Source organism: Azoarcus sp. L1K30 (assembly GCF_018122735.1).
In the GTDB taxonomy this organism is placed as follows: Bacteria; Pseudomonadota; Gammaproteobacteria; order Burkholderiales; family Rhodocyclaceae; genus Parazoarcus.
The window spans coordinates 4,509,451-4,532,318 of sequence record NZ_JAGRRD010000001.1; the positions used below are offsets into that span (position 1 = coordinate 4,509,451).

Consider the following 22,868-nt stretch of genomic DNA (forward strand, 5'->3'; position numbering starts at 1 on the left):
TCGCCGGTGGCAGATGATCGAACCCCGCTGCTCTATCTGGTCCATCGGATCCCCTTTCCGCCCAACAAGGGTGACAAGGTTCGTTCGCACAATATCCTTCGTCGCCTGGCGCAAAGGCATCGGGTCTTTCTGGGCACCTTCGTCGATCATCCCGATGATCGACAGTATGTCGAGCGCTTGGGAGAATGGTGTGAGGAAGTCCATGTCGTCGAACTCGACCCCAGGTGGGCTCGTTTGGCGAGCTTGCGAGGCTTGTTGACCGGCGAGGCATTGAGTCTGCCCTACTATCGGAACAGGGGGCTGGCGCAATGGGTGGAGTCGGTCGTTTCCCGTGAGCACATCCAGGCCGCAGTCGCATTTTCCGGGCCGATGGCCCAGTACCTGAAGCCTTCCGGGCTCCGTACCACGATCGTCGATTTCTGCGATCTGGACTCGGCGAAATGGGGACAGTACGCGGCAGACCGCATGTGGCCAATGTCCTGGTTGTATCGGCGGGAAGAGGCGAAGTTGCTTGCGTTCGAGCGCGCTGCGGCGCTTGCCAGTAATGCCAGTCTGTTCGTGACGGAGGCCGAAGCGGCGCTTTTCAAGGCGGCTGCGCCCGAGGTCGGAAGTCGTGTGGGCGTGATGCGGAACGGTGTCGATGCGGAATTCTTCTCGCCCGAGGGGCATCCCAACCCGTATGAAGAGGGGGGGCGGGTACTGCTGTTTACCGGAGCAATGGATTACTGGCCAAACATCGATGCCGTCACCTGGTTTGCGGCCGAGCTGCTACCCCGGATTCGTGAGCGGTATCCCGACGTGTGCTTCTGGATCGTCGGCATGAACCCGACCCCGGCGGTGCAGGCGCTTGCGGCGAAGGATGTACGGGTGACCGGAACCGTAGCCGATGTGCGGCCCTACCTCGCGCACGCCGACATTGTAGTGGTGCCACTGCGCATCGCGCGGGGGATCCAGAACAAGGTCCTGGAAGCCATGGCGATGGCGAAGCCGGTGGTTGTGTCAGAAGCATCGGCGGCGGGGTTGGACGCCGTGTTCGGCGTTGACTGTGAGGTCGCGCACGGTGCGGATGGTCTGATTTCCGGTATCTTCCGGCTTTTCGAGAACGATGTGCTGCGCCGCAAAATGGGTGTCGCCGCACGGAGAAAGATACTGGATTGCCATAGCTGGGGTGCGCACCTCGATGTACTCGACACCTTGATCGCACCCGGTGGCGCTGATCACCCCCCCTCTGACAGGGCACTGGAGAACACCCGGCACCATGAGTACCCATGAGTATGCCAATGCCGACACGAGCGGGACCTTCGTCGTGAGTGAGCCTGGCGGACCGTTCAGGCGCGTCGTCTTCGTATTGCTCGTCGTGTTTGCCTGGTGCGTCGGCTGGTACTGGTCCACGGCAGCCGAGATTGCCAGCTTGTGGTGGATGTCCGAGACGTTCGCGCATGGTCTGGTCGTGCTGCCCGTATTCGGGTGGCTGGTATGGCGTTTGCGGGAACGCATCGCGTTGTTGCCGCCCTTGCCGGAGATCCGCTTCATCGGCGTGGTGCTGCTTGGGGGGCTGCTGTGGATCGCGGGAGACGCTGCCGCGGTGTCTGCGGCCACTCACGCCGGGCTTGGGATCATGCTGCTCGGTAGTATCGCAAGCCTGTTGGGCACGCAGCTGACCGTCGCTCTCGCCTTCCCGTTGGTATTTCTTCTGTTTGGCGTGCCCATCGGGGATTTCCTCCTGCCGGAAATGATGGATCTGACGGCCAGGTTTACGGTGTCTGCACTCAGGCTGAGCGGCGTGCCCGTTTACCAGGAAGGCCTGCAGTTCATCGTACCAAACGGACGCTGGTCGGTCGTCGAGGCCTGCAGCGGCATTCGCTACCTGATTGCCTCGATCTTCGTTGGTTCGCTGTATGCCTACTTGAGCTATCGCAGCGCGCGCAAACGCTTGCTCTTCATGTGCGCGGCGCTCGTCGTTCCGATCCTTGCCAATTGGGTCAGAGCCTATCTCATCGTGATGCTGGGATACCTGTCGGGCAACAAGCTCGCAACCGGGGTGGATCATCTGATCTATGGCTGGGTCTTCTTTGGCGTCGTTATCCTTCTGCTCTTTGCCAGTGGGCGGCGGTGGATGGATGAGCCCGCCGACCTGAGCGCCCCGATCAAGCCTGCCAACCCCCAACAAAAGGCGCGCTGGTCGGTTGCGCTGCCGCTGGCGTTGGTCCTGGCCGCATTTCCGCTCGCCGCACATCGCATCTCACCGCCTTCGGCGCAGTTTGAGGTGGCCTACACGCCGCCCGTCGCGGCGTCGAACTGGATGATCGTCGCAGGCGCCACGCCGGAATATCGTCCGTCGTATGTCGGGTATCGCGGCATGGCCGAATCCGTGTATGCCTCTCGGACACTGGCACAGCCCCCAGTGTTCCTCTTCTCCGCGCTGTACGCGGAGCAGGGGCAAGGTGCCGAAATGGTGACCTTTGGCAATGGCCTGCGGCCCGAGGGCGGGACGGGGGCCAAGACTATCCCGAGCGAGGCGCTGGAGACGGCGCTCGGTACAGTGGACTACGTATTGATCAATACGGCGGGGCGCTTCTCGGTGATCAGGTGGTATGTCGTGAATGGGCGTGTGATGACGCGTGAATGGGAAGTCAAGGCGCGGCTCGCGCTGATGCGCCTTCTTGGCCAGTCCGATACTTCGATGGTGTTCGTGCTCTCCACGCCGGATACGGACGAATCGGGTGTGGACCGGCTTCGGGCGTTCATTGCAGACCACGCTGAGAGCATTCGGGCCGCGACCATGCGTGCGCAGGGCGAGGGCCGGCGATGAGTGTCGCGAAACCGCTCATCATGCACGTCGTCTATCGCTTTGACGTCGGGGGGCTCGAAAACGGTGTCGTGAATCTCATCAATCATCTGGATTCTGAGTGTTTTCGACACGTCGTGGTAGCGATGACCAAATGCGACACCGCATTCTGCGATCGTATTGCGTCGAGTAAGGTCGAATTCTTCGACCTTGACAAGCCGCCCGGGCATGGCGTGAAACTGTATGCAAAACTTCATTCGCTGATTTCCGAGCTCCAGCCGACCATCGTTCACACGCGCAACCTCGCGGCGCTGGAGGCCGTCGTGCCCGCCTGGCTTGCAGGCGTGCCGATTCGCCTTCATGGCGAGCATGGCTGGGACGTTTCCGACCCGGATGGAAAGCGCTTCAAGTACAGACTGATTCGCCGTCTCTATCGCCCTTTCGTCAGTTGTTACGTCGCACTTTCGGGTCAGCTGGAGGACTACCTGCGTGACGGCGTGGGGGTGCAGGCATCGCGTATTACGCGAATCTGCAATGGTGTAGACACGGCGAGGTTTCACCCGGGTAGAGACGGGCGGAGCATGCTCGAGGGCTCTCCCTTCAATATGTCGGGTCTGATTGTGCTGGGAACGGTCGGAAGGCTTCAGGCGGTCAAAGATCAGGCAAATCTCGTCCACGCATTTGCGCGTGTGCTGCAGCGTGCGCCGCAACTATCGCCTCGCTTGCGGCTGATGATCGTCGGAGACGGCCCATTGCGAGCGCAACTCGTGGCAGAAGTCACCCGAACGGGACTGGAGGCTCACGTGTGGTTCGCCGGCGCCAGAGACGATATCCCGAACGTCATGCGGGCGATGGATCTGTTCGTTCTGCCCTCGCGTGCTGAAGGCATCTCCAATACGATCCTTGAGGCGATGGCGAGCGGTTTGCCGGTGATTGCGACCGATGTCGGCGGTTGTGGAGAGCTGGTAGTGCCCGCGGACAACGGGGCGTTGGTGCCGGCCAACGACAGCGAAGCGCTTGCGCAGGCAATCATCGACTACGTCGAACGCCCGGCGCAGATTCGTGCGCACGGAATCGCGTCACGAGAACGCGCCGTTTCACGATTCAGCATTCAGTCCATGGTGGCTGCGTATCATGAGCTCTACGCCGGCTTGCTGGCCGCGCACGGTGTCAGGGCGGTCGAGCCAGAGGCGGGTGTGGTGCGATGAATCGACTCCTGTTTCAAGCGCCGTGCGATCAGGCGCGCGCAAAGGAATAAGCAAACATGTGCGGAATTGCCGGAATGTTCGACACTCGTGGCAAGCGCGATTTCGATCGCGCGCTGATGCAGCGTCTGAACGATATCCAGTTTCACCGTGGTCCCGACGAAGGTGATCTTTACCTGGAGCCGGGGCTGGCCTTCGGGCATCGTCGCCTGTCGATCATCGACCTGTCGACGGGACAGCAGCCGCTGTTCAACGAGGATGGCTCGGTTTGCGTCGTGTTCAACGGTGAGATCTACAATTATCAGGAACTCGTCCCCGAACTGGAGGCGCTTGGCCACGTTTTTCACACCCGCAGCGATACGGAGGTGATCGTCCATGCTTGGGAGGCGTGGGGCGAGGACTGCGTGCAGCGCTTCCGGGGCATGTTTGCATTCGCGCTGTGGGATCGCAATCAGCAGACCCTTTTCATGGCGCGTGACCGTCTCGGAGTGAAGCCGCTCCACTACGCTTTCCTGGCCGATGGCACGCTCATCTTTGGTTCCGAGCTCAAGGTCCTGACGCAACATCCTGGTCTGGATCGTACGATCGACCCGCTTGCGGTGGAGGAGTACTTCGCTCTTGGTTACGTGGCCGAGCCGCGCACCATCTTTGCGGGTGCGCGCAAGTTGCAGCCGGCAGAGTGCTTGTGCGTCCGCAGGGGGCACCCGATTCCCGCACCGCGACTCTACTGGGATGTGCGCTTTTCGCTGGACAATCCGCTGTCGCTTGAGGATGCGGGGCACGAGCTGGTCGACCGTATTCGCGAATCCGTGCGCCTGCGCATGATCGCCGAAGTGCCGCTGGGGGCATTCCTGTCCGGCGGCGTGGATTCGAGCGCGGTGGTGGCGACCATGGCGGGCCTCTCCGACATGCCGGTCAATACCTGCTCAATCGCTTTCGACGATCCGGCGTTCAACGAATCGGCTTTTGCGCAGATGGTCGCAGATCGTTACCGGACAAATCATCATGTGGAAACCGTCAAGTCGGACGATTTCGATCTGATCGATACGTTGGCCGGTCTCTACGATGAACCCTATGCGGACAGTTCCGCCATCCCCACTTACCGCGTGTGCCAGCTTGCGCGCAAGCATGTGACGGTGGCGCTGTCCGGTGACGGCGGCGACGAGAGCATGGGGGGCTATCGGCGCTACCGCATGCACATGATGGAAGAGAAGATGCGCGGCGCCATGCCGTTCGGGGTGCGCAAGCCGGTATTCGGGTTGCTGGGGCGAATGTATCCCAAGGCTGACTGGGCGCCGCGCGTATTTCGCGCAAAGACCACCTTTCAGGCCCTCGCGCGCGATTCCGTCCAAGCTTACTTTCACTCGGTCTCCATCCTGCGTGACGACATGCGTCGCAGCCTTTTCTCGGCTGACTTTCAGCGCAAACTCGGCGGTTATCATGCACTGGAGGTGTTCCGTCGTCATGCTGACGCTGCGCAGACCGACGATCCGCTCGCCCTGATTCAGTACATCGACCTGAAGACCTATCTCGTCGGCGATATCAACACGAAGGTGGATCGTGCCAGCATGGCGCATTCGCTCGAGGTCCGCGAACCCTTGATGGACCACCCGCTCGTCGAGTGGCTTGCGACGCTGCCTTCCGGGCTCAAGATCAAGGGGCAGGAAGGGAAGTACGTGTTCAAGAGGTCGATGGAGCCGTTGCTGCCGCATGAGGTGCTGTACCGGCCGAAGATGGGCTTTTCGGTGCCATTGGCACGCTGGTTCCGGGGGCCGCTCAAGCAGCGCGTGCGTGATGCCATGCTCGGCGACACCCTTGCCGCCACCGGTATCTTCAATCAGGGCTACTTGCGTCACCTGGTCGATGCACACCAGTCGGGTGCGCGCGACTACAGTGCCTCCCTGTGGACGCTGATGATGTTCGAAGCATTCCTGCGTAGTCAGGGGCTGGCCGCGCCGCGTGTCGTGGCGGGGGAAGCGAGCTTGCAGGGATGCATGTGAATATGCAATCCAGCCCGACCGTCGCCGCGGCGATCCTGAGTTCTCGCGAGACGCCTGACGTCCTGCTCGCTGCCATCGATGCCGCAAGGTGCGCTCTGGCCCCGCTGGGCGGCGTGCTCGACGTGGTGATAAACGGGAACCGGGCGCTGGCCGAAGCGGTGAGCGCGAAAGTATCCACGACTGACGATGCACGCAGCGAGCAGGTGCGAACACGGTTCTGGTATGTCGCGCTGGGCGACAAGGCGCATGCGTGGAATACCTATGTCCACCATCTCTGGCCCGATGCCAGAACCACGGTCTTCATCGATGGCTATGTCGAGGTGGCTCCGCAGGCCCTTGGTCTGATCGATCGGACATTGACCGACTCGCCAGCGGTGTCGGCAGCAACAGGCGTGCCATCGGTAGGCAGTTCGGCTTCGAGGCTGAGAAGGGAGATGATCGAGGGCGGTGGCATACACGGCAACCTCTGTGCATTGAGCCGGGCCGCGATGGTGACGATCCGGCAGTCCGGATTCCGTCTGCCGCTTGGGCTGTATCGTGTTGACTCCTTGCTTGGTTCGGCCATCTGCTTCCGTTTCGATTCGGTGGCCAATCGCTGGGATCCGGGGCAAATAAGGGTCGTGCCCGAGGCCAGTTGGGCATTCAGGTCCCTTAAGTGGTGGCATCCAGGCGACATCGTCAAACACTTTCGGCGTGTACTCCGTCAAGACCAGGGAAGACTTGAGAACAATGCTTTCCGGAGCCACTTTCGCGACCGCAAGCTATCGCTGAGTGAGTTGCCCCGTACCGCGCTGGAAATGGTCGAACATTGGGTGGCGACACGTCCGGACGAGGTGGCGGGATTGATGAAGTCCCGGTTGCTGGTCCGGCGTGCGCTCAAGCGCATGCGTGTGCCCAGGGACTGGAGCCAGTCGCTTGAACCGCCGCTGTGCGTCTTCGATTCGAATGACGGCAGGCGCGACCAGACCACGGGATAAATCGAATCCATACGGCGCGTCGGCGCCGTAACCAGAGACCATGCGCATTCTTCATATCCTCGATCATTCCATTCCGCTCCACAGCGGCTACACCTTCAGGACCGCCGCCATCCTGCGAGAGCAGCGAGCGCTTGGCTTGGAGACCTTTCACCTCACTTCGCCAAAACAGGGGCAGACCGCGCACGCCGTCGAGGATGTGGACGGGTTGCGCTTTCATCGTAGCGCAGTGCCCGCAGCAGGCCTGCCGCTGGTGACGGAGTATCGCCAGATGCGGGCGACGGCGTCCCGTCTCGAAGCGCTTGTGCGCGAGTTGCGGCCGGATGTCCTGCATGCGCATTCTCCGGTGCTCGATGCGATTCCGGCCCTTCGTGTCGGCAAGCGTCTCGGTGTCCCGGTTGTCTATGAGATTCGCGCGTTCTGGGAGGATGCGGCTGTTGATCACGGTACAACCGTGGAAGGCAGCCTCCGGTATCGTGCCACGCGAGCGCTTGAAACATGGGCGCTGCATCGGGTCGATCATGCCTTTACGATCTGTGAAGGCCTGAGATCGGACATCGTCGCCCGCGGTATTGCGGATGACCGGATCACAGTGATTCCGAACGCGGTCGACATCGACGGCTTTCACCTGTCGGGCGAACCTGACGCTGCACTGAGGGCTCAGCTTGGGCTGACCGGCACCACCGTGCTGGGTTTCGTCGGCTCCTTTTACGCCTACGAGGGACTCGACCTGCTGCTCGAGGCATTTCCGGGGGTCGCGGCCGATCGCCCGGAACTGCGCATCCTGCTCGTCGGTGGCGGCCCGCAGGAGGACAGGCTCAAGGCGCAGGCGAAGCGTTTGGGCATCGCTGACAAGGTCATTTTCACCGGGCGGGTGCCACATGCCGAGGTGAGTCGCTACTATGATCAGATCGACTTGCTGGTCTATCCGCGCCACTCGATGCGACTGACCGAGCTTGTCACGCCGCTCAAGCCGCTGGAGGCCATGGCGCAGGGGAGGATTTTTGTCGCCTCCGATGTTGGCGGCCACAGGGAGTTGATCAGCGACGGACTCACCGGAAGACTGTTTGCCGCTGGTTCAGTCGATGCACTCGCCGCCACCGTTCGCGATACGCTGGACCACCGCAGCACCTGGCCAACCATGCGGGCTGCCGGCAGACGATTCGTGGAAGAAGTGCGCAACTGGAAGAACAGCGTCGCAAATTACCTCCCGGTCTATAAGCGTCTCGTGCATGGGCGGCGGGCGTGAGATTCGATGCACTGAGGATCGCGCTGGTCGGGCCCTTGCCGCCGCCTGCAGGGGGCATGGCCAACCAGACCCGCCAGCTTTCCGAGTTGCTGGTGTCGGAGGGCGCCCGGGTGGAGATCGTACAGGTGAATGCGCCCTATCAACCGCAGTGGATCGGCTCGATTCGCGGGTTCCGGGCCATTGCGCGGCTGCTGCCCTACGTCGTGAGTCTATGGCGCGTGGCGGGGCGGGTGGATCTCGTGCATGTAATGGCGAATTCGGGCTGGTCCTGGCATCTGTATGCCGCGCCGGCCATCTGGGTGTCGTGGTGTCGAGGCCGGCCAGTGATCGTCAATTACCGTGGGGGCGAGGCAGGGCCGTTTCTTGCCCGCTCGTGCAAGTGGGTCGGCGCCTCCATGCGGCGGGCGAGCGCGCTGGTGTTCCCGTCGGGGTTCCTGAAGCAGGTCTTTGCCGGGTACGGAATGAAGGGCTGCGTGGTTCCGAACATCATCGACCTCTCGCGCTTCCATGCCGACGCTGCGCAGATGCGCACTGTGGCGGCCGGTGGCGGCCATGTCGTGGTCGCGCGCAACCTCGAAACGCTATATGGCATTGATACGGCGATACGCGCGTTTGCCATCCTTCGGCAGCAGCGTCCCCTGGCGCAGCTGTCGATCGCCGGCAGTGGTCCCCAGGAGCAGGCTTTGAGGGCGCTCGCGGTTGAGTTGGGTCTATCGGAGTGTGTCCGGTTTACCGGCAGACTCGACCGCGATCAGATGGCTGAACTCTACCGTGATGCAGATCTCATGCTCAACGCGTCCAGAGTCGATAACATGCCCAATTCGGTACTGGAAGCCCTTGCGAGCGGTGTGCCGGTCGTCAGCACCGATGTCGGAGGCATCCCCTTCATCGTCACACACGAACGGAGCGCCGTGCTTGTGTCACCGGACGCTCCCGACGAAATGGCCACTGCCATGGCGCGCGTTCTGGCAGACAGTGGTTTCTCGCGCAGCCTGCGTGACACAGGCTTCGAGGCGGTTCGGCAATACGCTTGGCCCGAGGTCAAGGGGCGCTGGCTGGCAGTGTACCGTGAGGCGCTCACCCACGCGGGCGGAGGTGGCTCAGGTAATCGAGCGAATGGAAAATGATGACTGATCTCTACACCCGGTTTGTTGCGAATGTTCTCTTTCCGCTGCAGGAGAAAGTAAAACACCACGATACCGTGCGCGTGCGACGCGAGATGGAGTCATCCCAGTGGTGGTCGCGAGAACGCATCGATGCCTTGCAACTGGAGCGCCTGAAGCGCTTGTTGCGGGATGCTGGCAGTCATGTTCCGTACTACAGGGAGCTGTTTGCCGGTCTTGGTTTCAACCCCGAAGGCGTGCGTTCCGTTGAAGATCTTCAAGGTCTGCCGTTCTTGACGAAGGCTATCATCCGCGAACACAGCGACGAGATGCGGGCAGACGATGCGGTCGGTCTCGCGCGCATGAACACGGGCGGCTCCAGCGGCGAACCGCTGATCTTTTTCATCGGCACCGAGCGCGTCACCCACGATGTTGCAGCGAAGTGGCGGGCCACGAGGTGGTGGGACGTCGATATCGGAGACCGTGAGGTTGTCGTGTGGGGATCACCGATCGAGTTGGGCACGCAGGACAAGGTGCGCATGCTGCGGGACAGGATCATGCGGACCGAGCTCTTGTCGGCGTTCGAAATGTCCGACGCACGGGTGGATGAGTTCATTGCGCGTATTCGCGCCGCACGCCCGAAGATGCTGTTTGGCTACCCGTCGGCGATCAGCCATATTGCCGCACGCGCGGAAAAGCACGATGTGCGTGTGGACGATCTGGGCGTCAAGGTCGTGTTCGTGACCTCCGAGCGTCTGTACGACCATCAGCGCGAAACGATCGAGCGTGTGTTTGGCTGTCCGGTGGCCAATGGCTACGGTGGTCGCGATGCGGGTTTCATCGCGCACCAGTGTCCGGCCGGCAGCATGCACATTACCGCGGAAGACATCGTGGTCGAGATCGTCGATCCTGAGGGGCGCGTCCTGCCCGCTGGCGAATCCGGCGAAATTGTCGTCACCCATCTGGCGAGTCGTGGTTATCCTTTCATCCGCTACCGGACGGGAGATATAGGTGTCATTTCCGACGTGCCTTGCGCATGTGGGCGCGGATTGCCTGTCCTGAGCGAGATACAGGGGCGCAGTACCGACTTTGTCGTGGCGATGGACGGTACCGTGCTCCATGGTCTGTCCCTCATTTATATCTTGCGCGATATTCCTGCGGTCAAGGCGTTCAAGGTCATTCAGGAGTCGGTCGAGCACACGCGTGTGCAGATCGTGGCGGGTGCAGATTTCTCGTCGCAGGATGAGGACCAGATCGTTGGCGGTCTTCGACGTCGACTTGGGGCCGCCGTCCGTGTCGATGTGGATCGCGTCGAGCGGATTCCGGCAGAGCGTTCAGGCAAGTTCCGCTATATCGTGAGCCATGTCGGATCCGGCGCGCATGGGCATCAGGAACGCGGTTGCGCAGCAGCAGACAGGTAGAAAGTCTTGAGAGACATACTCGTTACCGCAATCTTCTGTTTTGGCGCATTCGCTGCGCTCAAACGGCCATATTACGGCGCACTGCTCTGGGTGTGGATCGGATTGATGAATCCGCATCAGCTCGGCTGGGGGTTCGCCGGGTCGTTTCCATTTGCGCTTGCATCGGTTGCGGTGACCGTATTGGCGATGTTCTTCGCGCCAAAGGATGTGCGCTGGCCCAAGAGCAACGCGGTCGTCGTGCTGCTGTGCCTGATTGCCTGGATGGGCATTACGAGCCTGACCGCGTTGCATGTCGAAGCCAGTCTGGAGAAATATATCGACGTGCTGAAAGTGCTGGGCATGACCTTGGTGGTCGCGTCTGTCGTCAGAACGCGGGAGGAGATTCTCGGCCTGGTCTGGGTGTCGGTTATGTCGATTGGCTATTTCGGCATCAAGGGCGGGATCTTCACGATCCGCACGGCGGGGGCCTTTCACGTCTGGGGACCGCCGAACAGCCTTGTCAATGGAAACAATGAGCTTGCTGTCGCCCTGATCATCTGCATTCCGATGATGTACTTCATGATGCAACAGGCCGGAAATCTGACGGGGCATCCACGCATCGAAAAATTGCCCGAGAAATGGGTCAGAAGGGGGTTGCTGGCGTCCATGTTTCTGTGCGCCGTATCGGCGCTTGGCAGTCAATCCCGTGGCGCGTTTCTGGCAATTGCTGCCATGGCGGTGATGATGTGGTGGCGGAGCAAGGCCAAGCTGTCGATCGGTATTGTTCTGCTTCTCGTGTCGCCGGCGCTGATCCTGTTCATGCCCGACGAGTGGATGTCGAGAATGTCGACCATCCAGACCTATGATCAGGATGCGTCGGCAATGGGGCGGATCAATGCGTGGCACATGGCTGTCAACATTGCCAATGACCGGTTCTTCGGCGCTGGCCTGGTGACCGCAACGCCGTATGTGTTCGGGTTGTACGCACCAAATCCGTCGATCGTCCTGGTGGCACACAGCATCTATTTTCAGATCCTGGGCGAGCACGGCTATTTTGGACTCTTCCTCTACCTGCTCTTCTGGTTTTTCACCTATTCGACCGCGGGGAGGATCGTCAGTCTGACCAAAGGGCGCGTCGAGCTCGAATGGGCGGGACAGCTCGCCTCCATGGCCAAGGTGAGCATGGTCGGGTTTGCGGTCGGCGGCGCTTTTCTCAGCCTCGCCTACTGGGACATGCCCTTCTACCTCATGGTTGCGCTTGTATCGACCGAGCTGCTCGTCAGAAAGGAACTTCAGGCTGCGCAGCTGGCTCGCGATACGAGCCTCAAGCAGGGCTCTCGTGGCACGACGGTGCGCACCGACGGTACCCGTTCATCATGTTGATCCGCAGTGCAATAGGTGCGTTGAGCGGATCGGGCGAGCACGCACGACTGAGTATCTTCATCTTTCACCGCGTCTTGCCGCAGCCGGACCCGCTGTTCCCGGCAGAGATGGATACCGTGCGTTTCGATCGCGCAATGGGTTGGATTTCCAGCTGGTTCAACGTGTTGCCGTTGCACGAGGCCGTCGGACGGCTGGCTCGCGGCGAGTTGCCTCGGCGCGCAGCGGCGATCACGTTTGACGACGGCTATGCGGATAACCTGCTGTATGCCACCCCCATCCTGCGGCGTCATGGCTTGCATGCGACCTTCTTCATCGCCAGCGGTTATCTCGATGGCGGACGCATGTGGAACGATACGATCATCGAATCGGTGCGCAATGCCACGGTTGCAGAGCTCGATGCCGAATGGTTGGGTGCGGGGGTGATGCCGCTGCAGGGGACAGGGCAGAAGTCAGCAGCGATTCACCGGCTGATCCCTGCCATCAAGCATCTGCCGGGTCCGGCCAGAGCCGATGCCGTTGCACGGGTGGAAGCCTCATGTGGGGCCACGCTGCCCGGTGATCTGATGCTCACCAGCGGTCAGTTACGGGAGCTCCTCGGCGCTGGAATGGGGGTCGGTGCGCATACGGTCAGTCATCCCATCCTTGCGCGATTGGCTTCAGAAGATGCGCGGCGCGAAATCGCCACCAGCCGGGACGCGCTCGAAGGCCTCCTGGGCGAGCGGGTTGGCCTCTTCGCCTATCCCAATGGAAAGCCGGGTGCCGACTACCTGCCCGAACATGTCGACATGGTCAGGTCGATGGGTTTCGATGCGGCGGTGTCGACTGCCTGGGGCGCGAGTGACAGGACGTCCGACCCGTTCCAGCTCAGGCGCTTTACGCCCTGGGACGAAGGCAGGTGGCGCTATGGCGCACGTCTGGTGCGAAACCTTGCCTCTCCATCGCCATGACGATTGTGATGGTCGGCGCCTAGTCGGCGTCGCGGGGAGGAGGTAGCCCCTGCAACCAGTCGCGAGCGATATCGATCACTTCGTCCCGCGCGGCGATGGTCGAAAATGCCTGGTCGGCTTCGGGCAGATCGTGACGGGTGAAGCTCTTGCACTGGTTCAGCGCGCTTGACCATGCGGGCTCCGCCGCGACCAGCTCGTCGAACTCCTTGCTCACGATGCTGCGGCCGCTCATCAGCATCAGCATGTGCCCGTTGAAGCGCTCCATACCGACCCGCATCCGCAGTGGATAGGGCAGGCCATCGACATCGTCACGTGGCGCGACGGCGGCTATCTGCGTGCGCGGCGACAGTTTGCGTTTCAGTACCCTGCCTACGGTGGCAAGCGCCGGGAGTGGATTGAAGCGCAACGAGAAGACTTTTTTCCAGAATACGGGTTCGCGCAGCCGCTGCAGGTAGTAGTGCTTCACCATGGCCTGCTCGCCGGTTTCCTCCGTATGTACGTACGGATTTCCGAGTGCCAGGCCAGTCACCCCGGGCAATTTCCAGGCGTGGATCATGCTGGCTGAGGCCGCGTCGCAGCCGCCCCAGAGCACGATTTCGGATAGCCCGGGTACCGTCGCCCTGAACGTGTCGATTGCGGCGCGGATATCGGCTTCGGTGTCGGTAAAGCCCACAAAGTCACCCGAGCCGTCTCCGATTCCCCGGTAGTCGAACCGCATGACGGGCGTGCCCGCTGCTGCCAGGCGCCGACCGAGAAAGAGCAGCTGCCTGCAACATCCTCCACGATACTGAGGCCCACCCGCCGGCATCGCCAGGACACCGCGCGACGCGGCGGGGAGCCCATCGGGGACATGAACGATGCCAAGCAGCGTTTCACCTTCGCACTCGAAGGTGACCGGAACTTCGGAACTGCTCAAGATGATTCTCCGAACAAGGCTGTCGTGGCGCTGATCAACGTCGGCAAGGCGTCGCGCTCGTGCAGCTGCCACAATGGCGGGCCGGAGAACGGATGGCTGCCCACCACCGCGCCACGTGCTTCGAGGGCCGAGACCACCTGTCGGGCAGCGATCGAGAGCGCACCGCTGTCATTGGTCACGTTTTCGAACCAGTCAATGCGCTTTGCCTGCATCGCGCTTTCGCCGCTGAAAAGTCGTGCGGCGTCGATTCCGGCTGCAAGTTGGCCCGCGAGCGGATAGCCGGCGACCTCGACCACCTGGCCTTCAGCCATCCTGCCCCGGATCAGGTCGGTTGTTTCGGCAGGCAGGCCACGCTCCATCAACCAGGCCACCCTGAGCCTCAGGTATTGCGTCAGGAATTGCTTGCCATTGACGACGGGCTGCCATAGCAACAGACGTCCATAGCGTGAGGGCGCCGACTCAAACATTGAACCCGCGAGCAGACCGCCCAAGCGCATTCCCCACAGGGAAACGCAGAGACCGCTTTCGCGGGCGAGCCAATCCGCAGCGATTCCCGCATCGGTCGCCCACAGGTCCCAGGAGGCAGCCTCGAGCTCACCATGACTTTCTCCGGTCCCGAATGGGTCGAGCAGCAGACAGGAATAACCTATGCGGGCAAACGAGCGAGCCTGGGCCGATGCAAGCGCACGGCAGCGGTTCATTTCCTCGGCAAACGGGGGCAGGTAAAGAAATGCACCGCGCGCCGGCACCGTCGCGGGGAAGTACAGCCCGAACAGCCGGCCCTGGCTGCCATCGATAAAGACTGGCCTGGTTTCAGTCTTCATGAGCCAGTATCAGCGCTTGGATTCGATGAAGGTCGCGAGTGTGCCGACGGTCTCGAAGATTTCCCCACTGATTTCGTCGTCAGCGACCTCGCAGCCAAGTTGTTCCTCAATGCTGGTGATCAGTGCAACGACCGTCATCGAGTTGAACTCGGGGAAGTTTCCCATCAAGGGGGTATCTGCAGTTAGCGTGGCGGCGCGGTCACCGAGTTGCAGGCAATGGTTCAGCAGGTCGCAGGCAATTTCCAGCGCGGTCATTGACTCTTTCCTATTGGTAGTAGTGAGTAGTGGGGTTCAATTCAGTATGTGTGCTATGACGCCTTGGTCGTTCGTCCGCTCTTGTGTTCATGAAACGCGTCCTTTACGACCATCTCGTCAGCGGGAACGCCGACAAACGCGAGGATTCGGCGCTGTCCGTCCGGGTTGCTCATTTCGCTGATGTCGAAGATGCGAAAGTTCTCCGGTAACCGGGCCTCGAGGCGAGCGGCTTCATCATAGTAGTAGTCCCAGTATTTTTCGATGGCTTCGCGTTTCGAGTCGGCTTCGAACTTGGGAAATGTCTTGTCCCACACCGGATCTGGCTGATAACGGGTGCCGTCGTGCGCCTGCCAGAAATTCTTGGATTCATGGTAGGGGACACGGACGATCATCGACTTGAGCCGGTCGGCAATCTGCAACGAGGTCCAGCGATTGATCGACGATTTCTCGAGCCAGCTATCCACAGTCTCGGTACGGTCGCGCTTGATGCAGACGAAGCGGACGTTCGGGTCCTGTTCGAGAATGTCGTCGACGTATTTCAAGTAGTAGTAGGCGATATCGCCCATCAGCCTGATCTTGTCACGCTTCTGCAAGGCTTCGTAGGTCGCGACCGATGCCGGCCTGGCGTAGTCGATGGCCAGGCGTGCCTTGGGTCCGCCCGCGATGATCCGGTTGAACTCGGCGATCGTGTTCAGGACGGGCTGCGGGTTGCCCTCGAAGACGCAACCAGTGGGGTTGAGTTCGTGAAAACAGACGGCGTCGCGCTGGCTGTTGAATAAACGCGATAGTGATGCGGTACCGGTACGCCCGGAGCCCAGACCAATGACAATCATTGATACCTCGTATCTAGTACATTCATATTCACGCCCATCCGCGCTCAGGCTCTTGGCTGGGCCAGCGCACGTAGCCCGAGGTAGCCGCAATAGAGCAGCCACTTGGGACTCAAGCCGGTCGAAAGCGATTCGCGAGCATACACTGCGGCCAACTCGTAGTTTCCGTCAGACACCAGTTTTTCCGTGATCCGCTTGAGCGTGTAGCCCTTGTTGCGGGTAGCAGCCTTGCGGATGGCGGGCGATTTCGAAAACAGCACCGCCTTGTCCATGACGTAGGAGCGAAACAGCAACTTCTGCAGGACCGTGACCACGGTCGACATGTTCAGTGTCTTGCTCGGATCCGGTGCGTTATGGTGCGATGTCATTCCGGGGAAATACCGGATGCCGCGCGCGACATCGATGCAGCGCAGGTAGAAGTCCCAGTCGCACTCATAGCGGATATTTTCGTCCATGCCGCCAATATCAAGGTAAAGCGTGCGCCGGACGACTGATGTATTGAGGTGCTGAAAGCCGTTGCAGCGCATCAGGTCTTCGACGCTCACATCGTAGACGCCTTCGCCATCCGGCCTGTGCGTCGTCTTTACGATGTGCTCAAGTTCTTCGAGCCACAGTGGCCCCTTGACTTGCTCATCACCGAGGTAAGCCGCCTGGTTGGTGTAGTAGAGATCGATGCTGCTGTCTGCTGCGCACAGTGCCCTCGAGGCGCGGGCGAGATGTTCCGGGTCGGTCCAGAAGTCGTCGTCGTCGAGAAAGGTGACAAATTCCCCTTGCGCACGTTCGACCCCGCGGTTGATCGCGTAGCTCTGCCCGTGGCCGCGCTCCGTCGCTTCCAGGTCGAGCATCAGCACCCGGCTCTTCAATTCTGCCGCAAGGGATTGGTATGCAGCGAGGTTGGGGCCGTCGGAACCGTCATTTACGACCAGAATCTCAGTCTCCCGATGCGACTGTTCCAGTACGGACTGAATCGCCTTGCGCAGCAGGGTTGGGCGATTGCGTGACGGGATGATGACGGATACGGAGACGCTTGATGACATAGGTTCGAGTACTTGCGCAAATGGCAGTGTTCAGTGTCGTGATCCAATCATTGCCGCAACCTCATCCACGCCTCTGAGCACCTGATTGAGGCTGCGCTCGTAGTCTGCTCTCGGCAGGCCGTAGGGATCGGCAATCTCGGACGCGTCACGTCCCATGCCGAGCAGAAACACCTTGTTGCGGGCCTCGGGGAACGCATCCAGAACGCGATCCCGGTGCTGCAACTCCATCACGAAGATCGCATCGGCGTGAGCGACCATATCCGCATCGAGCGACCTCGACGACCAATATAGCATGTCGACCCCCCGTGCCGCTGCGACTTCCGTCATGATCGGATCGGCGGGGCGACCGCTTTCGTGGTGGAAGCCAGCCGAGGTGACATGCGGACCATTCTTCAGTACGGTCGAGGCGTAGCGCTCGGCGACTGCGCTTCTATTGATGTTGCCGTAACACAGGAACAGGATGTTGTTGGCATCGGCGAGCGCCTTTGCTACCGCTCCGCCCTGCCATTGCGCATGTGCCTTCGCTCTTTCCCGGCGTTCCTTGAAGATGCCGGCGAGCCTGTGGTAATACGACGCGGCGATGCGACCCATATCGATCAGTCCAGGGAGTGGGTCGCGCCAGCTTTGCACGTCGAAGCGGTGCTCCGGGCGAAACACGAGTGCAAGATCCGATACGACCTGGCGCCCCGAGGGAATGGCTACCAGACCCGCGGGCGCGTCCTTTCGCAGTACGAGTTCATGCCAGAACACGTCGCGGGACAGATTGCGGACCTTGATGCCATTGCGATAGGCCGGCCGTGGGGCGACGCGGCCTTCGACCATGAGTTCATAGAGCATGGCGGGAAAATCCGCTCCCGCATGGACTGCGAGCGGGAGAGAGCCCCAGAAGCGGCCGTTGATTTCCATGAGGCGGAACTCGCCGGTGGCCGCATTGCGCTTGAATTCGACCATTGCGACACCATGCCAGTCCAGTGCGGTCATGAGGCGACTGGCAGCGTCCAGCAGCGCAGGTTCGACGGCTACGCTGGCGCGCAGGCTGCTTCCGCCACCGGTGAGCGGCACCTCGTGCAGTCTGAGGTGCTGGAAGGCGTAGACAATCCTGCCATGATCGGCGATCAGCTCAATGCCAACGCCATCGCCTTCGAAGCGCTCCTGCAGCAGTGCGTCTCCGTAGCGAAGTGCATCCCGCACCCGCGACTCGAGCTCTCGAGCGTTCAGCGCATAGCTGACCGATAGTTGAACGTTGCCTGCGCCGCGACCGGCAACCGAACTGACCGGCTTGATGACCACCGGATAACCAAGCTCTTCGCCCGCAGCCGTCGCTTCGTCAATGCTCGTCACCAGCCGACTGGCAGGAAGCGGAATGTTCAGTTGCGCTGCGAGCTCCCCTGTTCGTGCCTTGTCGAGCACTACCGCGAGGGCATCACTTCCTGCCATGGCAAGACGCTCGTCGCGAATGCGCTGTCGGTGCTTGAGCAGCGGCGTCACGGTGCGCTCGGTCACGGGGATGATCAGGTCGAAGCGGGCATCCGTCAGGCGGGCGCCGACCCAATTGATGAATTCTTCTTCGTTTTCAAGAGGGCTCGGGTAGCGATACTTCTCATCGACGGCCCGTGAATAGCCGGCAATGGGTTTCGTTTCGTGGCTCGCGATGTCGACGGTGACGCCCATCCTGCGAAGGGAGCGGGCAATGGTCAGTGCCGGCGGCAAATCACCGTCGAGTACCAGTACTCGGCGTGTCGCATGAGCTGCGGTCATGAGTTATTCCTGTATGGCGGGCACATTCTCGTTCCCGCTGCCCCACACCCGTTGTGGGACAACTCGCCTAATCCTGAATCTACGCATTCGTTTGTGACGCCTTCATGTCGCGCCCGCATCGCTGTGGCGTCTGCCCGATGTCCGCGCGTATGGCTCCATTGATGCCGAGTAGGGCACTGCTTTCGCCAGCGGCATTCGTCGCGGAGGCACCGAACAACATCAAGGTGCGCGGGCCTGGGGACCGCGACGGTGGCATGCACCCGTTCGCCGCGGCGTTCCGAAGCACGGGATGTCGCGCTTCATCCGATCACGACATCCTCCGCGCACCCGCCTGCGCCGGATTGCGGACGGCGCTTCGCCGTTACTATAACGGCGGATTGTCAGTCTTGTTCGTAGCGGAATCCAGCATTTTCGAGTATTTCGCTCTATCGACTGATTTTTTGCGCCGTGTTTTTTGCCGCCCGAGGTGGTCTTTTCCCGTACCCTTAAGCCAATACGGCCTTGATTGCCATCGATGCACGGCCGGCGAAATGATCGAACGTGATTTTGTGTTTCGGCATAACCATGGCTCGATGGCAAAATGGTCGGGTTTTCGCGGAGAACGCGTTTTCTGCTACAACGAGCGTGCCAATGATGGTCGAAACTTCTTTCGGCCCCCGGCGCGCAGCGGATGCTTGTCGATCGGGGCATCTACGCAGGAGGGCTCATGCATGATCAATGGTAAGGCGGGCTGCCGGATTTGGCTGAAACTCGTTCTGGTTGCGGTGGGACTGTTGTCCATTCAAGGCGTGGCGCTGGCGCAGGAGTTGCCATACGAATGTGGAAACTTTCATAACAATTACGGCCCTTTCGACTACCGGACTGCAAAAGCGCAACTGGGGGTCGTCGAGCAGTACCACTTCAATGCCCAGACAGAGTCGCTGGCCGGCGGGCAGACGGGGGCCGTGGGGGCTGACATCAGCTATACGTTGCGCGCATTTCCCAATCATCATCGTGCGTTGCTGTCGATGATTCGCCTGGGCGAGCGTGAGAAGCGGGAACTGCCTATGGGCGCGAGTCACACCGTTAAGTGTTTCCTCACCCGGGCTGAGGTTTTTCGTCCCGATGACTATGTGGTGAAGATGCTCAGCGGCATTTACTTGATGAATAAGGGTGACGAGAAGGGTGCGGTCGAAAAGCTCGAAGCGGCAGAGCGCCTGGAAAGTGCGGATCCAAACCTGCAGTACAACCTCGGGCTGGCCTATTTTCGCCTGGGCCGTTTCGAGGACGCGCTCGCACACGCGCACAAAGCCTATGGGATGGGCTTCGCATTGCCCGGGCTTAAGAACATGTTGAAGCGTGCCGGGAAGTGGCGCGATCCCGCACCGCGCGTAAGTCAGACCGCGCCGGGCACGAAGGAATGATGCGACCTTCGTCAGGTGTGGCACCAGGAAGGTTGAGCAGCCATGTGTCGTCCCGTCGTTGCGAACACCGCGCCCGCATGGCGCCAGGCTGCCTTCGTCCGCTCGCTTCGCACCTTATCCCGGCATGCATGCGTGAGATCCAATGACATCAACTGATCGCTTCCTGCTCGTCGCCCCTCAGTCTCCATTCAGTGAAGCGTCCGGGGCTCAACAACGCACGCGCCTCTTCTATGATGCGCTATGCGCCCATGGGCCGACGGATGTGCTCGTCGTCAGTCGTGATGAGGATAGCCCCGACGCAGAACGCGATAATCAGCATGGCAACATCGTGTATGTGCGATCTTCTCGCAAGGCTGCCGGTTGGCGCACGTACAGGCCGGACGCCGAGCTTACTGCGCGCGCGGTCGCCCTCCTGCCCGTGCCGCTTGAGAGTTACGGTCTGATCGTCGGGCGATACCTGTGGAGTCTGTGTCAGCTTGATTTGCCGAAATCCGTACGCAGTATCGTGGATCTGGATGATTTCAGTTATCGTTTCAGCCGCCATGCGCTCGCGAGTGCGGGATTGTGGAGAACGCTCCTGCAGCGTCGAGTGCAGGAATCGCTGGCTCGCCGGCAGCTCGTCCGATTTGACGGGTTCGTCTTCGTTTCGCAGCGAGACCACGCGAGCGTGCCCTCATCGGTTAGCGTCGTATGTCCCAACATTGTTCAGTCCTTCGCGTTGACGACCAGCGCTCGGACGGTTGCCGCGCGCCACTCGTTGCTGTTTGTGGGGTCCATGTGGTACGGCCCCAATCGTGATGGAATCCGATGGTTTCTCGATAAGGTGTGGCCTATCGTCAGAGCCGGGCTGCCGGATGCCCGCTTGACCATCGTTGGTGCGGCACACCCCGACAGGCGTGCGGAATGGGCGCGCAGTGACGGTGTTTCTGCGCCTGGTTTCGTCGACGATCTCGCGGCAACCTATGCGTCGGCGTCTGCGGTAATCGTGCCGGTCCAGTACGGTGGCGGGACGAACATCAAGCTGCTCGAGGCGCTTGTGCATGGCAAACCTTGCGTGTCCAGCGCATTTGCGCAAGCGCCTTTCCAGCCCTGGCTTCAGCATGGAAAGCATCTGCTGGTTGCAGATTCTGCGCAGGAGTTTGCCGTGCGCTGCATCGAGGTGCTCAAGGCGGCCGAGCTCGGATCATCGCTCGCGCAGGAGGGGAGGCGTCAGGTTCTCGATGTTTTCTGCGCCGCGCGGTTTCAAGCCGAGTTCGACAGATTGCTCCTCAGGCTGCAGGTCACGGGCTGCGATCGATCCAGGGGAGAAATCGCTGCGTGACGATGAAGCCAGCTGTCGATGCCCGCAAGTCGATGATTTCGGGCGCGCTATGGACGGTGTCGATGCGATGGGGGATGAAGCTCCTCGGTCTTGTCAGCACGATCATACTGGCGCGCCTGATCCTGCCGCAGGAATACGCAGTCGTGGCCATGGCCATGCTTGTTGTCGGCCTCATCGAGTCGTTTCTCGATTTCGGCACCGATACTGCAGTATTGCGCAAGGACTACATCGATGACGACTACGTCAACTCGGCGTGGTCTCTCAAGGTGCTTCAGGGCGCGTTCGTCGCCGTGCTGCTGGTCATAGGGGCCTATTTTGCGGGGATCTATTTCGGTGACGAGCGGGTCCCCCCTGTGTTGTGGATTCTGGCTGGCTGTGTGTTTCTCGCGTCTACAGGCAATATCGGTATGACCCTGGCGCGAAGGAATCTTAATTTTTCCCTTGATTTCAAACTACAGGTGACGTCGAAAGTCATTGCCGCGATACTGACGATCAGCGCAGCCTTTTTCCTCCGGGATTATCGTGCGCTGGTGCTTGGCGTGGTGTCGGGGTACGTGGGCGGCTGGATCCTGAGTTACCTGATGCACCCGTATCGGCCTCGCTGGTGCGTGAAGGCCTTTGCGGATATCTGGGGGGTCACCCGATGGCTGATGCTGTCGAGTATCGCCGGATTCATGCTGCAGAAAGCAGACGAGTTGGTGGCTGCGCGCATTGGCACTTCGCACGAGTTCGGGTTGTACAACGTTGGTGCAGATATTGGCCAGATGCCGACGGGAGAGATCGGCCCGGCAATTCTGAAGTCCTTGTTGCCTGTACTGTCGTCCATCCAGAACGAGTCTGAACGGCTGAAATCGGGCGTCCTCAAAGTGCTCGCAATCGTGAATGCCGTGACCTTGCCGGCGGGGTTTGGCCTCGCAGCAGTTGCGTTGCCGTTTACACTTGCCGTGCTGGGGGAGAGCTGGAGGGAAGCTGCACCCATCGTTGCGCTGTTTGGCATCGCGGGCGCTGCGAGGGTCATGGTCAAGCCTCTGTCGACCATACTTGTCTTGAAGGGTTTCACCCGTTGTCAAAGCAGGATCGTATGGATCGAATTTGTCGTTTTCGCGCTGTCTGCCGTCGTACTCGTCCCGCAATTCCATCTTTTGGGCTTGATTGTGGCGCGAATTGCCGGCACATTGACATCCGCACTGCTTATCATTTATGAGGCACATCGCCGGTGCTATGTCCCGGTGCAATCCAGTTTGAACATGTTATGGCGTCCGTTGTGCAGTGCTATCACGATGTACTTTGCAATCAAGTGGATGCAACAGTTCATATCGACATCAATGTTCGGTTTAGTCGCTGAAGTTGTCGCGGGAGCCTTCGTTTACGGCTTATTGATGCTGATAAGCTGGCTTCTGAGCGGTAAGCCTGTTGGTGTCGAGTTTGAGTTCGTGCGATTCGTGGGCAGGAGACGATCGCAGTCCTGAATCGGG

At 60.7% G+C, this 22,868-nt stretch carries 19 protein-coding genes; 13 read left to right on the plus strand and 6 right to left on the minus strand.

Going from position 1 to position 22,868, the window contains the following annotated elements:
• Positions 1-6 precede the first annotated feature (6 nt).
• Genes J5J83_RS20780 through J5J83_RS20825 form a run of 10 tightly spaced genes read left to right on the plus strand, consistent with a single transcriptional unit; the run spans position 7 to position 13,049 of the window.
• Positions 7-1,272 carry a TIGR03087 family PEP-CTERM/XrtA system glycosyltransferase gene (locus J5J83_RS20780; protein ID WP_212351913.1) on the plus strand — a complete coding sequence of 422 codons (1,266 nt, stop codon included), beginning with the start codon at positions 7-9 and terminating at the stop codon, positions 1,270-1,272.
• Complete coding sequence (gene xrtA, locus J5J83_RS20785) at positions 1,259-2,812, plus strand: exosortase A (protein ID WP_212351915.1); 1,554 nt, start codon at positions 1,259-1,261, stop codon at positions 2,810-2,812. Before J5J83_RS20780 ends, xrtA begins: the two co-directional genes overlap by 14 nt.
• Positions 2,809-3,996 (plus strand): TIGR03088 family PEP-CTERM/XrtA system glycosyltransferase, encoded by a 1,188-nt coding sequence (locus J5J83_RS20790; protein ID WP_212351917.1) that lies wholly within the window; start codon positions 2,809-2,811, stop codon positions 3,994-3,996. The genes xrtA and J5J83_RS20790 overlap by 4 nt, the downstream gene beginning before the upstream one ends.
• A gap of 56 nt (positions 3,997-4,052) precedes the next feature.
• Positions 4,053-5,993, plus strand: coding sequence for an XrtA/PEP-CTERM system amidotransferase (locus J5J83_RS20795; protein ID WP_212351919.1), 1,941 nt, complete (start codon positions 4,053-4,055; stop codon positions 5,991-5,993).
• A gap of 2 nt (positions 5,994-5,995) precedes the next feature.
• Positions 5,996-6,970: a hypothetical protein gene (locus J5J83_RS20800; protein WP_212351921.1), complete on the plus strand. Its 975-nt coding sequence runs from the start codon at positions 5,996-5,998 to the stop codon at positions 6,968-6,970.
• Positions 6,971-7,010: 40 nt separating this feature from the next.
• Complete coding sequence (locus tag J5J83_RS20805; protein ID WP_212351923.1) at positions 7,011-8,216, plus strand: TIGR04063 family PEP-CTERM/XrtA system glycosyltransferase; 1,206 nt, start codon at positions 7,011-7,013, stop codon at positions 8,214-8,216.
• On the plus strand, positions 8,213-9,343 hold the full coding sequence (locus tag J5J83_RS20810; protein ID WP_212351925.1) for a glycosyltransferase family 4 protein: 1,131 nt from the start codon (positions 8,213-8,215) through the stop codon (positions 9,341-9,343). The genes J5J83_RS20805 and J5J83_RS20810 overlap by 4 nt, the downstream gene beginning before the upstream one ends.
• Positions 9,343-10,740 (plus strand): AMP-binding protein, encoded by a 1,398-nt coding sequence (locus tag J5J83_RS20815; RefSeq protein ID WP_212353530.1) that lies wholly within the window; start codon positions 9,343-9,345, stop codon positions 10,738-10,740. The genes J5J83_RS20810 and J5J83_RS20815 overlap by 1 nt, the downstream gene beginning before the upstream one ends.
• A gap of 6 nt (positions 10,741-10,746) precedes the next feature.
• Complete coding sequence (locus J5J83_RS20820; protein ID WP_212351928.1) at positions 10,747-12,102, plus strand: putative O-glycosylation ligase, exosortase A system-associated; 1,356 nt, start codon at positions 10,747-10,749, stop codon at positions 12,100-12,102.
• Entirely contained in the window at positions 12,096-13,049 is a 954-nt protein-coding gene (locus J5J83_RS20825) for a polysaccharide deacetylase family protein (protein WP_212351929.1), read from the plus strand. Before J5J83_RS20820 ends, J5J83_RS20825 begins: the two co-directional genes overlap by 7 nt.
• Before the next feature lie 19 nt (positions 13,050-13,068).
• On the opposite strand, the gene J5J83_RS20830 is transcribed toward J5J83_RS20825, so the two are convergent.
• Genes J5J83_RS20830 through J5J83_RS20855 form a run of 6 tightly spaced genes read right to left on the minus strand, consistent with a single transcriptional unit; the run spans position 13,069 to position 18,669 of the window.
• Complete coding sequence (locus J5J83_RS20830; protein ID WP_212351930.1) at positions 13,069-13,965, minus strand: hydrolase 1, exosortase A system-associated; 897 nt, start codon at positions 13,963-13,965, stop codon at positions 13,069-13,071.
• A complete protein-coding gene (locus J5J83_RS20835) occupies positions 13,962-14,789 on the minus strand; it encodes a hydrolase 2, exosortase A system-associated (RefSeq protein ID WP_212351931.1) in 828 nt (275 codons plus the stop codon). The genes J5J83_RS20830 and J5J83_RS20835 overlap by 4 nt, the downstream gene beginning before the upstream one ends.
• Before the next feature lie 9 nt (positions 14,790-14,798).
• On the minus strand, positions 14,799-15,044 hold the full coding sequence (locus tag J5J83_RS20840; RefSeq protein WP_212351932.1) for a phosphopantetheine-binding protein: 246 nt from the start codon (positions 15,042-15,044) through the stop codon (positions 14,799-14,801).
• Between the two features lie 53 nt (positions 15,045-15,097).
• A complete protein-coding gene (locus J5J83_RS20845) occupies positions 15,098-15,877 on the minus strand; it encodes a hypothetical protein (RefSeq protein ID WP_212351933.1) in 780 nt (259 codons plus the stop codon).
• Between the two features lie 44 nt (positions 15,878-15,921).
• Positions 15,922-16,911 (minus strand): glycosyltransferase, encoded by a 990-nt coding sequence (locus J5J83_RS20850; protein ID WP_212351934.1) that lies wholly within the window; start codon positions 16,909-16,911, stop codon positions 15,922-15,924.
• A gap of 30 nt (positions 16,912-16,941) precedes the next feature.
• Entirely contained in the window at positions 16,942-18,669 is a 1,728-nt protein-coding gene (locus J5J83_RS20855; protein ID WP_212351935.1) for an ATP-grasp domain-containing protein, read from the minus strand.
• A 710-nt stretch (positions 18,670-19,379) separates the two neighbouring features.
• Here J5J83_RS20855 and J5J83_RS20860 point away from each other — a divergent pair.
• The 3 genes from J5J83_RS20860 (at position 19,380) to J5J83_RS20870 (ending at position 22,862) form a co-directional block, all read left to right on the plus strand.
• Positions 19,380-20,072 (plus strand): tetratricopeptide repeat protein, encoded by a 693-nt coding sequence (locus J5J83_RS20860; protein ID WP_212351937.1) that lies wholly within the window; start codon positions 19,380-19,382, stop codon positions 20,070-20,072.
• A 142-nt stretch (positions 20,073-20,214) separates the two neighbouring features.
• Positions 20,215-21,393, plus strand: coding sequence for a glycosyltransferase (locus J5J83_RS20865; RefSeq protein ID WP_212351939.1), 1,179 nt, complete (start codon positions 20,215-20,217; stop codon positions 21,391-21,393).
• A 2-nt stretch (positions 21,394-21,395) separates the two neighbouring features.
• Positions 21,396-22,862, plus strand: coding sequence for an oligosaccharide flippase family protein (locus J5J83_RS20870; protein ID WP_249116100.1), 1,467 nt, complete (start codon positions 21,396-21,398; stop codon positions 22,860-22,862).
• Positions 22,863-22,868: the final 6 nt, after the last annotated feature.